At 67.7% G+C, this 11,053-nt stretch carries 12 protein-coding genes; 7 read left to right on the top strand and 5 right to left on the bottom strand.

The genetic code is table 11. The annotated features are described in order from the left end of the window. Positions 1–88: 88 nt before the first annotated feature. On the bottom strand, positions 89–781 hold the full coding sequence (locus VGJ24_RS16700) for a hypothetical protein (RefSeq protein ID WP_331501765.1): 693 nt from the start codon (positions 779–781) through the stop codon (positions 89–91). 454 nt (positions 782–1,235) lie between these two features. Between VGJ24_RS16700 and VGJ24_RS16695 the strand changes: the two genes are divergently transcribed. After that, entirely contained in the window at positions 1,236–1,838 is a 603-nt protein-coding gene (locus VGJ24_RS16695; protein ID WP_331501764.1) for a hypothetical protein, read from the top strand. Between the two features lie 661 nt (positions 1,839–2,499). Next, positions 2,500–2,967 carry a dihydrofolate reductase family protein gene (locus tag VGJ24_RS16690; RefSeq protein WP_331501763.1) on the top strand — a complete coding sequence of 156 codons (468 nt, stop codon included), beginning with the start codon at positions 2,500–2,502 and terminating at the stop codon, positions 2,965–2,967. 212 nt (positions 2,968–3,179) lie between these two features. Here the strand turns inward: VGJ24_RS16690 and VGJ24_RS16685 are convergent, their stop codons facing one another. From VGJ24_RS16685 to VGJ24_RS16670, 4 genes are read right to left on the bottom strand one after another with little or no spacing between them, the layout of a single operon-like run. Next, the gene (locus VGJ24_RS16685; protein ID WP_331501762.1) at positions 3,180–3,809 is read right to left on the bottom strand and encodes a TetR/AcrR family transcriptional regulator; all 630 of its coding nucleotides are present in this window, start codon (positions 3,807–3,809) and stop codon (positions 3,180–3,182) included. Then, positions 3,806–4,300, bottom strand: coding sequence for a luciferase family protein (locus VGJ24_RS16680; protein WP_331501761.1), 495 nt, complete (start codon positions 4,298–4,300; stop codon positions 3,806–3,808). The genes VGJ24_RS16685 and VGJ24_RS16680 overlap by 4 nt, the downstream gene beginning before the upstream one ends. A gap of 13 nt (positions 4,301–4,313) precedes the next feature. Beyond that, positions 4,314–4,778 carry a VOC family protein gene (locus VGJ24_RS16675; RefSeq protein WP_331501760.1) on the bottom strand — a complete coding sequence of 155 codons (465 nt, stop codon included), beginning with the start codon at positions 4,776–4,778 and terminating at the stop codon, positions 4,314–4,316. A 40-nt stretch (positions 4,779–4,818) separates the two neighbouring features. Further along, positions 4,819–5,274: a cupin domain-containing protein gene (locus VGJ24_RS16670; protein ID WP_331501759.1), complete on the bottom strand. Its 456-nt coding sequence runs from the start codon at positions 5,272–5,274 to the stop codon at positions 4,819–4,821. A 292-nt stretch (positions 5,275–5,566) separates the two neighbouring features. Between VGJ24_RS16670 and VGJ24_RS16665 the strand changes: the two genes are divergently transcribed. From VGJ24_RS16665 to VGJ24_RS16645, 5 genes are all read left to right on the top strand, one after another. Further along, positions 5,567–6,217, top strand: coding sequence for an SDR family oxidoreductase (locus tag VGJ24_RS16665; protein WP_331501758.1), 651 nt, complete (start codon positions 5,567–5,569; stop codon positions 6,215–6,217). Positions 6,218–6,621: 404 nt separating this feature from the next. Next, positions 6,622–7,152 (top strand): hypothetical protein, encoded by a 531-nt coding sequence (locus VGJ24_RS16660; RefSeq protein ID WP_331501757.1) that lies wholly within the window; start codon positions 6,622–6,624, stop codon positions 7,150–7,152. Positions 7,153–7,490: 338 nt separating this feature from the next. Continuing rightward, positions 7,491–8,117: a lytic transglycosylase domain-containing protein gene (locus tag VGJ24_RS16655; RefSeq protein WP_331501756.1), complete on the top strand. Its 627-nt coding sequence runs from the start codon at positions 7,491–7,493 to the stop codon at positions 8,115–8,117. Between the two features lie 216 nt (positions 8,118–8,333). Beyond that, on the top strand, positions 8,334–8,609 hold the full coding sequence (locus VGJ24_RS16650; protein ID WP_331501755.1) for a hypothetical protein: 276 nt from the start codon (positions 8,334–8,336) through the stop codon (positions 8,607–8,609). Between the two features lie 577 nt (positions 8,610–9,186). Continuing rightward, entirely contained in the window at positions 9,187–11,049 is a 1,863-nt protein-coding gene (locus VGJ24_RS16645) for a sialidase family protein (RefSeq protein ID WP_331501754.1), read from the top strand. Positions 11,050–11,053 lie beyond the last annotated feature (4 nt).

The raw sequence follows: 11,053 nt of genomic DNA, 5'->3' as shown, positions 1-11,053 counted from the left end.
GCCGCCAGTTCCTTAAACGGGTCATCAGTACTCATGGCGTCTTCTCCTTTCAACTGGAAGGGAGCATGGAATTCAGAGGTCGCGGCCGCTAATGAGCACCTACGCTATATCCGTATGCAAGTGACGACGCGACATCGTTCCACCCGATGTCAACAAGATTGGCTCGCATTCCGCCACCCTGATCGTCATACGCAAACGAGTCAGAGGTCCAGAGCTGGTCGCCCCCAAAACTGATGTCTGAGTACAGGACGACCCAGGCGATCGTGCCGACAGGGTTTGCATTCACGTTCACGTCCATGGAGGAAACCTGGTCATTGATGTTGATATTCGACCATCCGTAGACGTGCCGAAAGTCGGGAATTGGCCCCCAACCGGGGTAGAAGTTCCATTCGTGGCCCTGGTAGTAGATGTGTTCGTAGAGCGAGACGTAGCCTCCGAACGTCACTCCTTGCGCTCCCGGAGCGTCTGCGGTTCCCGGTGTCCACGACTGGAAGCCGGTCGCTTCCACGGCGTGCTCGGGGGCCGTGAAGATCGACAGCTCTCCTGTGGCGAGCGTGTTGTCATCGAGAATGTAGATCAGCGGCTGACCATCGAGCCGTTGGACCGCCCTTGGCGGCTGGCTCTCTCCGTCGATCCGGACTCGCCGGCGTGGAACTCGATGAACCAATCGCGGAACTTGGAACGGGAGCATCGGGCGCGGTCTCTCCGTTGCCGCGGTCGGTGGAATCTGCGGAGCGGATGCAGCTTCATTCACACGGGAGTCAGTGGTCGTGGTGGTCATGAGTGCCTTCTTCCAGGCCATCCATGCCAGCGCGGTCGGCTGCGTGCGCTGAGCCTTGATGGTGGATTCGTCGAGTCGGCGTGTGTCGTCTGATGCAGGTCGGGCATGTGACTCGAACGTACGCGGTCCGCCGTTACCCACGCGTTATCGTTGAATGCTTGTCGAGTTCGACGCGCGCTCCAGGGTCTCTCGCGAACCGTGCAGGCATCTGCTCCCGGTAACGCGCCGCCCTCGTCGCCTGATACTCCAGCGACAGTGCTCGACCGGTGAGCGCGTCTTTCCGCCGCGAGTAGACCGGGCACATGTTGCTTCCGCTCTGTCTCGCGCCCCTGTGAACAGGGCAATGCCGGGAGACCTGAGGCCAGGTCTGGCGTGCTCGCGCCGAGGGGAGTATGCAGGGATCAACCGGCGGTGCCGGACCGGGCACTGCCCCTGTCCCAGAGAGGAGTGGGCCGTGTACGCACGTTCCACCACGTTCCAGGGGATGCCCGCCAACATCGACGCCGGCATCACGTTCATCAACAACGAGGCCGGACCCACGCTCGACAAAATCGAGGGCTGCCGCGGTCTCTCGATGCTGGTCGACCGCGAGACCGGGCAGTGCATCGCAACAAGTTCCTGGGAGAACGAGGCAGCCATGAGCGCCAGCGACGGGCAGCTTCGCCCGATCCGTGATCGCGGGCGGGACATTCTCGGCGGCTCCATGCAGGTAGACGAGTGGGAGATCGCCATCATGCATCGCAGCCAGCATGGCGAGTGCTGCCGAGTCAGCTGGCTGCAGGGCGACCTCGATGCGATGACGGAGACCATGCGCGTCGGGATCCTTCCCGAGCTCGAGCAGACCCCCGGGTTCTGTAGCGCCAGCCTGCTCGTGAACCGGTTGAGCGGCCTGGGTTGTGCCACCACTGCCTGGGAGACCCGCGCAGCGATGGAAGCTAGCCGCCGGTCAGCCGACGACATGCGCAGCCGGACCGCGAGCGAGGCAGGCGGCAAGATCGTCGATGTGCACGAGTTCGACCTCGTCTACGCCCACCTGCACGTCCCCGAGATGGCTTGACGACCACCTGTCGCGGCCGACCCCGCATCAGGCGGGCTCGGCCGCTCCTTGTCGGCAGCGGTTGGTGGCGGCGGACAGTTTGTCGCCTGCAGACATTCCGAGAGCCAGGCGGTCGCTGTCACGCAAGCAGCGGCCTCTCGGCGGACGCACCCCGGCGGGCCGGGCGAGACCTCGCATGCCCGCCGCTCCCGATAGATCCACCCGGATCTAGCTTCCGCCAGCCAGCGCAAGCCGAACGTACGTCAATTCGCCGCGAGGGCGCAGGTCGTCGTGCGGATTCCTCGACCTCGGCCAGCGCGTGGCCCTGTTCGATCCCCTCACTCCCGGGTCTGTCGCACGGGAGTCCACGGGGACCAACCATGGGTGGACGCGAACGCGGTGCCAACCGTCCAGGGACGTGCGATGGCACCACCGATGACCCCGGTGTACTCGACTACAACCCCGCGCTGGAATGACGCCGGGAGATGTCGAATCCAGGGAAGAGCGATCGACGCATAGATGAGAGCGGCCAACCGGCTGCCGGGGGAAAGGATGAAGCATGACCGCGACCTACACTTTCGACGTCTTCACCAGCCTCGACGGGAACGGCTCCTAGGGGCCGCCCCGTGACTGGGGCGGATATTGGGGCAACCAGGGCCCGGAGTTCCTGGATCGCCGACTCATGGCGTACGACGGCGAGCAGCGAATGGCTTTCGGCGCCAAGACGTTCGGGTTGTTCCTGCAGATGCTGCCCGCCCTGGTCGAAGAGGACCCGGACCCGTGGATGGACCGGATGATCAACTGTCCGGGCACGGTCGTGTCGTCGACGCTTCGGGGACCCTTCGACTGGCCGGACGTCACGGTCGCCAGCGGCGACGCCGTGGATGTGGTGCGGCGGATGAAGGAGGAGTCCGACGTGCCGATCCGCTCGCACGGGAGTCTCTCGCTGAACCGCACGCTCTTGGCTGCCGGACTGGTGGACCGGATCCAGGTCACGGTCTTTCCGGTGATCGCTGCCCAGACCGGAGACGAGCCCGTCTTCGCCGGAGCGGGGGACTTCGATTTGGAACTGCTGGAGACCAGTACGTTCGACGGTCGCAGCCAGGAATTCGTCTACCGACCGACGCTCCGCGTCTGGAGTGAGACGTAGCGAGCCTGGCGGCGCTGAGGAAGCCGCGCACAAACCGAACTGTCCACACGAGGCCAGCCGCGGGCCTTCGCGAGACGCATGGCGTCTGCAGCCCGCGAATAGCCACGTCAATCCGCCTGGATACGGCGCGCCCCGACCTGCGTCATTCCATGCCGGGCACGCGTCAAGAAGTGCCGGCGCCGGCGCGTATCGGCGACGGCCTCGGGGTGTCATTACGCGCTCTCGTTGAGGGTGGCCTGGACGAGGGCTGCTGCCATCCACGCCATGACGTCAAGGGCAGTGTCGTGGTCGACTCCGGCGATGTCGGTGCTCCAGATGACGGCGTCGGCTCCGAACAGGGGAGTGAGGGCGATCGACAGCCGGTCGCGCGCTTGTTGGGGGACGTGGTCGGGTAGGCCGTCGAGCAGGGTGGCGATCCAGGTGTCGCGGTTCGTGCTGGCGCGACGGTCGAGCTTGGCTGCGCCCGGGGGCCCGAGTGAGAGTCGCATGAAGGTTCGCAGCTCGTTCTCGTGGTCGAAGGCCCATTCGCCCATCGTGCGGACCAGGGTGGAGGCTTGGCCGGCAAGACCCTGTGGGGAGTGGTCGTCGGGCGGGCCGGGGTCGGGCGGCGGTAGGGCAGGGCCGGCGCCGTCGGTGAGTGGCATGGTGGCGTGCACGAGCACCGAGTCATTGTTGGGGAAGTACCGGTACGCGGTTGCGCGGGAGACGCCGGCGAGGTCCGCCGCGGCCTGCACGGTGAGTGGCCCGCCCGTTCGCAGCAGCTCGCGGGCGGCCTCGTTCAGCAGGCGGCGGGTGCGTTCCCGGGCACTCGGCCTCGGCGGCCTGGTCGGTTCAGCTGTCATGGCAGCCCGGCGTCGGCGGTGGCCCGGCCGGCGACACCGAGGGCGAACTCGTACGACACTCGGACCAGTCGCAGGATGACCTCGCGTTCGGCTTCGTCGCGAGGGGCGTAGAGCATGGTGAGGCTCGGCGGCGCCTGACCGGTGTGCACCAGGTAGTGGGGCTCACCCCAGCCCGCCTGCTGAGCAGCCGTCGCCAGGTGAGGTGGGAGCGCGGCGTGCAGGCTCGAGTCGCCGCCTGCATGCCCGTGGCAGAACTCTCGACCGATCATGAACGCCTCGGTGGGACCGGTGTCGGCGTCTTCGGTCAACACCAGGGCCCGGGACCCCTCGACGGCGATCCGCGAGGGCTGGATCGTCACGTGTGGCCAGGTCGCGGCTTCGGCCAGCACGGAGTCGAGGTCGCGGGTGCTGGCGGGCTGCTGGTCGAGCTGTGAGTGCGGCAGGGTGGCGGTGGCACGCGGTCGGTCACCGGCGCGGAGCGGCAGATCCATCGATGTCATCGTCTCAGCCCGCCGTCCAGAACAGCTCGACCGGGATGCCATCAGGGTCGCTCACCACCAAGGTCGCGTGGACCGGCTGGTCCTGATCGTGGATGGGCCCGTGCTCGACGCCCAGCGCGTCGAGCCGATGAGCCCACGCGTCGAGGTCCGCCCGGCTGTCGACGGACATCGCGACGTGGTCGAGTCCGGTACGGCGCTCGTCGAAGCGCTCCAGGTCGGCCTGCGGGTGGTAGTCCAGGCCGAGGAACAAGAACGTGTCGGCACGGTTGATGACCACGGTGTGCCCCCCACCTGTGGGGTGGTCCTCGACGAACACACGAGTCATGCCGAGCACGTCGGCGTACCAGCGCTCGCTCTGGTCGATGTCGCGCACGGTCAGCCCGAGGTGATGGAGTCCGGACAGGCTCGGCAGGGGTGCGGGCGCTGCTTCGGTGTCGGTCCGGGCGGTTGGTGTGGTGGTGAGTGTCATATCGGTACTCCTTGGTTCAGGCTCGAGTCGAAGGGGGGGTTCAGGGACGGTAGGGCTCGGTGGCGTAGCGGGCCATGACCTCGAGCACGTCGGCGGGTACGAGCACGCCGTCAGGGCCGGGTCGCAGGTCGGCGAGGTCGCGGAAGTAGCCGAGGTAGCGCTCGGGGGTCACGCTGCACAGCAGCGTGGCCGGTGCATCCGCGTCGGCGTTGAAGAACGTGTGCGGGTCGCCGATTGGCGCGGTGACCAGGCTGCCCGCCTCGGCCAACAGCTCGTCGGATCCACAACGAAAACCCACCACACCCGACACCACGAAGAACGTCTCGTCGTGCTCGCGGTGGACGTGCTGGGGAGGGCCCGGCCACCCAGGGGCGATGACGCACTCGGCCACGCCGAACCTTCCGTCGACCCCGACGCCGTCCTCCAGGATCCGGAACCTGACCGGACCGCTCGCGAAAGCCTCGCCCTCCCCTGGTGATGTCACCCGCACAGTCATGTCATCCCTCTCGTGATACACACTGTCTCGTTTTGAGACACCATGTATCATTGAGCCTCGTGGGACGGCCTGTCAAGGGCCGGGGCGAACGACCCTCAAGTCTCCAGGCTCGGTAATCGGCACGGCGCCAGCCACGTGGCCCACGATCCCCGGCCCAATCAGATTCACGAGTCATGCCAGGGGCGAGTCGAGCTCGAGGGGCTTCGCGGGAATGATCTGGTCCGAGGAGACGCTGGGAGCCAGACAGCCTCGCGACGCGGCGGGGCCGGGTCTCGCAGCGAGGAGTCAGCAGATGTCGAAGGTCATCGTCATCGGCGCCCACGGCAAGGTCGCTCTGCTTACGGTGCCGCGCCTGGTCGCGGCCGGTCACAAGGTCACCGGTGTCATCCGCAAGGCCGAGCAGGCCGAGGACGTACGGAGGGCCGGCGCCGAGGCCGTCGTCGCGGACGTCGAGAACTTGTCCACCGACGAGATCGCTGAGACCCTCGCGGGCCACGACGTGGTGGTGTGGTCCGCTGGCGCCGGCGGGGGCAGCCCGGAGCGGACCTACGCTGTGGACCGTGACGCGGCGATCCGCACGATCGACGCCGCCGAGCGGGCCAACGCGTCGCAGTTCGTCATGGTGTCGTACTTCGGCGCCGGTCCCGACCACGGCGTGGATCCGAGTTCCGACTTCTTTGCCTACGCCGAGTCGAAGACTGAAGCAGACGCCCACCTGGCCGCCTCGAGCCTCGGCTGGACGCTCCTGCGACCCAGCAGCCTGACCGAGGAGGCCGGCACCGGCGGCATCGAGACCGGCCCCGGCGTCACCGGCGGGGAGGTCGCGCGGACCACGGTGGCCGACGTGATCACCGCCGTCATCGGGGCCCCCGACGGGGCGAAGGGCCTGACCCTGGAGTTCAACGACGGCGAACAGCCGATCGGCGGCGTCACCGCCGGCTGAGCACCCCTGGCAGGCAAGGGCGCTGGGTTGTGCTCCTGGGCAGCGATCGTCCGCGCACTGCGGAAGCGCCGCCGTTCACCCAAGTCCCGCCCGCACGTACCCGGTCGATCATGACGCCACAGCGCCCCATCGGCACGGGCCGCCAAGGGCAGCCAGGCCGGCCACGTCGAGGGGCTTCCTCACGCAGCAAGGAACGCCCGCTCCTATGCCGCTGGCGGACGTGCGTCATATCGCCGGCTGCGGTCCCATCAGAGTGTCACCGGTGTGCGTGGGAAGGCGCTAGATCCTAAGGAGGTGGACCCCTCCGCGACCTGAGGGCGCGTCCGCCCGTCCAGATTGGGCGTTCGCCCAGAATGGGCTGCCTGTTGCCTCCGGCAGCTCTTGTCGGGTGTAGAACCGGACTCATGACTGCGACCACTGTGAGCAACGCTGGGGAGTTGGCAGAGGCGATCCACACTGGTGTGGGCGAGATCGTGGTGGAGGGCACGATCACCGGATCTCCGTCGGTCACCTTGCCGCCCGGCACGACACTGCGCGGCGGTCAGTTGGTGTTCAGTGCCAAGGGGGTGCGGTTGACCCGGGACAACACGTTGCGCGACATCACGATCACCACCACGCCGTACGAGGTGGCGGTCTACAACGACACGTCCGTGCCGGACACCGGCACCCTGGTCTTCGAGAACGTGTCGGCTGCACACCATTTCCACGGCGGCCTCGGGGAGCAAGGGCCTGGGTGGCGGCGACAGGATCCAGGCGACAATGGTCTTCGAAAGGATCGTCTAGCCAACTCAAATCACTCAGAGGCCGGCGGGACAGCGCGTTGCGAAGTCCCGCGTGCTTCCGCCAGGAGCCGGCCCGATCTCAGGCCGCGTCACTTCGCCGCGACAGAGGAGGGGTCACATCTACACGACCGACGGCTTGGCCAACTGAGGTGAGGCGCGGTTGCGTGTTCGGGTAGGACGGATGTATGCGTACGGGCTCCGCAATCAGTGCTGGCCTGATCGCCTGCCTGCTGTTGTCCTGTACCGGCCCTCACTCATCGGACGACGCCGGCGCAACTTCGGGCAGTCCGCCGACGATCAGCGTCACGCCGTCGGAGCCGGATGCCGCATCCCTTTCGCCAGCCTCCAGATCTCCGGGGACGCTTCCGGGCGCTCCATCCGCCCAACCGAAGGCGTTCGCCCACGAGCTGAACCGCACCGTGGCCACACTGCGGAACGGACGATCCACACCAGCCGAGGTGCGTCGGGCGGGGCGGTACCAGCAGCTCGCCGTGCGCAGACTTGCGAGCGAGTCGAGTGCGTTCCGCCGCGCAGTGCTCGCTCGCACGGGACGCGAGGCCGCGGCCATCTTCAGGGGCGATGTTCGGTCGGCCCACTCCCTGATCCAGCTGACCGCGCCGCAGAAGCGCCTACCGCAGTGGCGGATCATCTCGCCGCCTTCCGTGGACGAGCTGCGCGGCTACTACACGGAAGCACAACGTATGACCGGCGTGCACTGGACGTTCCTCGCGGCCATCCACCTCGTTGAGACGCGCATGGGCCGGATCCGGGGAACCAGCCCCGCGGGTGCCCAGGGGCCAATGCAATTCATGCCGTCGACGTGGAAAACCTACGGCGCGGGCGGCGACATCGACGACCCGCGAGACTCAATCCTCGGGGCGGCCCGCCTCCTGCGAGCCAACGGTGCGCCCGACGACATGGCAGCGGCCCTCTACCGCTACAACCCCTCACACCACTACGTCCGCGCGATCACGCTGTATGCCCGCACCTTGCAACGAGCGCCCTACACCCTCCGCGGCTACTGGCACTGGCGAGTGCTATACCGCGACGTCCGTGGGTTGTACCTCCTGCCCCGGGGCTACCCGCACGTACACGCCGTGCTCCTGGAACCCCGCTGAGCAGCGCCGCGGACGATCCCCACACCCGGACGACGTGCACGTGCGGCCCGTCGCATCCCATAGCCGCTGATACCGGTCACGCGCAATCGGTCCGGTCGACCGTCCCGCTTCTCAGGCGCGTCTTTCGCCGGGTGTCAGCCCTTCGAACCGGCACTCACAGCCGATGAGGGTCGAGTTCCAGCACTTCCGATGAGGCTGATCGGTACCCTCCGCAGCATGGCCGCGGAGACCTTCAGATGGAGCTGGCGCGGATGGGCCCGTTCTTCGGAGGGATATGCATTCCGCCTGATGGGTCGCACTGACCTTCAGTACACGGACGAGTTCGGCGACCTCCACATCTCCGCTGAGGTCATGAGCAAGCCGTCGACAGAGATCGTCGTCTACACCTCCACCATCCCTGACCGGCCGGAACGACCCCGTAACGAGGTACTGGCGCGTCTGCGTCGGGCGTTCGCCTACAAAGGTTGGGCCTTGATCGCGGAGGACGGCTGAAACGACCGCTCCTATGCCGCGATCAGGTGCGGCCTGTCCGCCGGTTGAGGACCGCGTCCTTCCTCCGCCATCGGCGCTCTAGCTAGGGCCAAGAACCCCGCGAATCGACCGAAGAGGCGTTGCGTGCCCTTGGTCCAGATCAGGTGCCCAACAGCGGATTTTGGGGATCGACCGGCATTCGACTCGACCCCGACGAGTGGGAGTCGTACCCGCTCCAGCAGCAGGAACCAGCCTGCCCATCTGCGGGCACACTCACGTCTGGTCGAAGGACGACGCGCGAATCGTGACGTGGGCATGACCACGTGGCCGTGCAGGCTCACCGGGCACCCGCTGCGCCCACTCTCAGCCTGCATACGAGGCGGGAAGAACCGATGCGGATCGGGACGTGACCCGATCCCACCGCGGAGTGCTGCCGCCGGAGAAGGACCGAAACTGACGGGTGCCCGCTAGGCCCTGACGGCCGGACGCAAGGACGAGACCGGCAAGGGAACCGCGGATCGCGTGACCCCGATCGAGGTCCATCGTTGGCAGTTTCGGCAACTGCTGCCAGAGAGCGACACTCACCCGAGGAGTCACCATGCGCGTGCCCGTCCCACGCTCCCATTCCGTTCGCCGGCTGCTCGGCCTGGTGGCGGCCGGCGCCCTCCTCGGCGCGGCCATCACGCACAGCGGATCCGCCGTCGCGAGCTCCCCTGCCGAGGGCACGGTCAGCGACTCGTCGACCTCCGTGTCGTGGACGGGCGGACCGTTCGCCGTGCCCAACGTCACCGGCACCGCCCTGGACGCCCCGGACTGCACCGCGCCGCAGAGCTGCGACGACTTCACCCTGCACGTGTCGACGCCGGCGGGCTACGGCGACACCCACTCGCTCAAGATCGATGTGAACTGGCCGCAGACGGCTGCGGACTTCGACGTCTACGTCCTCGACCAGGCCGGCAACCCGGTCGGCCAGGCCGCATCCAGCGCCGACCCCGAGCAGGTCGTGTTGCCGCCGACGACCGGCACGTACACCGTCCGGATCGTCCCGTTCCTCCCGCTCGGTCAGAGCTACTCCGCGAAGGCGACCCTGGTGGACCAGCCCGTGCCGCCGCCGCCCGGCACCGCGACGCCTCCCGGCTTCACGACGTACCCCGCACCGAAGGACCTGAACCCGGACGTGAACAGCGCCGGCGAGCCCTCGATCGGCAACGACTGGAAGACCGGCGCGACGATGTACCAGTCCTACCTGTCGACCTACAAGGTCGCCTTCGACGACAGCACCAGCCCAGCGACCGCGCACTGGTCCGACGTGTCCGCTACGGCCGCCACCGGCTGCCCTCAGGGCGGTCTCACCAGCCTCGACCCGATCCTGTTCACCGACCACGCGACGGGACGGACCTTCGAGTCGCAGCTGTCCGGGCAGGACTCGCTGACCTGCTACACCGACGACGACGGCACGACGTGGAACCCCAGCACCGGCGGCGGGATCCCGTCCGGGGTCGACCACCAGACCATCGGCGGCGGCCCCTACAGTCCCAACGGCCTCGGCCCGCTGCCCACGTCGACCTACCCGAACGCCGTCTACTACTGCAGCCAGGACATCGCGACCGCGTTCTGCGCGGCGTCGCATGACGGCGGTACGACGTTCGGCCCCGGCGTCCCGACCTACAGCCTCCTCGACTGCGGCGGCCTCCACGGACACGTGAAAGTGGCGCCCGACGGCACGGCGTACCTGCCGAACAAGGCCTGCGGCAGCAACGCCGCGCTCGTGGTCAGCAAGGACGGCGGCACCAGCTGGACCGTGAACCCGGTCCCCGGCAGCAGCCCCAGCGACGCCGACCCGTCCGTGGGGATCGGCGCGAACGGCACCGTCTACTTCGGATACGTCGGCTCCGACGGCAAGCCCGCAGTCGCCGTCAGCCACGACCAGGGCACCACCTGGTCAGACCAGCAGACGGTCGGCACCGAGTTCGGGATCAAGAACGCCGTGTTTCCCACGATGGTCGCCGGCGACGACGACCGCGCCACGCTGGCCTTCATCGGCACACCGACCGGCGGCAACTACCAGGACACCGCCAACTTCAAAGGCGTCTGGCACCTCTACCTCGCCACGACGTACGACGGTGGGAAGTCCTGGGTCACCAGCGATGCGACGCCGAACGACGCGGTGCAGCGCGGATCCATCTGCACCGGCGGGACGACCTGCGGCAACGACCGCAACCTGCTTGACTTCATCGACGTCACGGTCGACAAGACCGGCCACATCGAGGCGGCGTTCGCCGACGGCTGCATCGACGCCTGCGTCACCGACACCAGCCACACCAGCGGCGCCGGTCCGGCCGACGCGCAGGCGGCGTACGCGACGATCGCGCGGCAGAGCAGCGGGCTCGGCCTGTTCTCGGCGTACGACCCGCAGGCACTCAAGCACAAGTTGCACAAGCCCCACGGCGGCACGGGTTGACGGG

This window comes from Nocardioides sp. (assembly GCF_036493135.1).
In the GTDB taxonomy this organism is placed as follows: domain Bacteria; phylum Actinomycetota; class Actinomycetes; order Propionibacteriales; family Nocardioidaceae; genus Nocardioides.
The sequence above is the reverse complement of the archived record's forward strand: the minus strand, read 5'-3'. Positions and strand labels throughout refer to the sequence as shown.

What these genes read in the sequence shown, in the direction of transcription:
- VGJ24_RS16700 (WP_331501765.1), bottom strand. Translation starts at nt 781, where the DNA reads ATGACCACCACGACCACTGACTCCCGTGTGAATGAAGCTGCATCCGCT.
- VGJ24_RS16690 (WP_331501763.1), top strand. Translation starts at nt 2,500, where the DNA reads ATGGCGTACGACGGCGAGCAGCGAATGGCTTTCGGCGCCAAGACGTTC.
- VGJ24_RS16685 (WP_331501762.1), bottom strand. Translation starts at nt 3,809, where the DNA reads ATGACAGCTGAACCGACCAGGCCGCCGAGGCCGAGTGCCCGGGAACGC.
- VGJ24_RS16680 (WP_331501761.1), bottom strand. Translation starts at nt 4,300, where the DNA reads ATGGATCTGCCGCTCCGCGCCGGTGACCGACCGCGTGCCACCGCCACC.
- VGJ24_RS16675 (WP_331501760.1), bottom strand. Translation starts at nt 4,778, where the DNA reads ATGACACTCACCACCACACCAACCGCCCGGACCGACACCGAAGCAGCG.
- VGJ24_RS16670 (WP_331501759.1), bottom strand. Translation starts at nt 5,274, where the DNA reads ATGACTGTGCGGGTGACATCACCAGGGGAGGGCGAGGCTTTCGCGAGC.
- VGJ24_RS16665 (WP_331501758.1), top strand. Translation starts at nt 5,567, where the DNA reads ATGTCGAAGGTCATCGTCATCGGCGCCCACGGCAAGGTCGCTCTGCTT.
- VGJ24_RS16660 (WP_331501757.1), top strand. Translation starts at nt 6,622, where the DNA reads ATGACTGCGACCACTGTGAGCAACGCTGGGGAGTTGGCAGAGGCGATC.
- VGJ24_RS16650 (WP_331501755.1), top strand. Translation starts at nt 8,334, where the DNA reads ATGGCCGCGGAGACCTTCAGATGGAGCTGGCGCGGATGGGCCCGTTCT.
- VGJ24_RS16645 (WP_331501754.1), top strand. Translation starts at nt 9,187, where the DNA reads ATGCGCGTGCCCGTCCCACGCTCCCATTCCGTTCGCCGGCTGCTCGGC.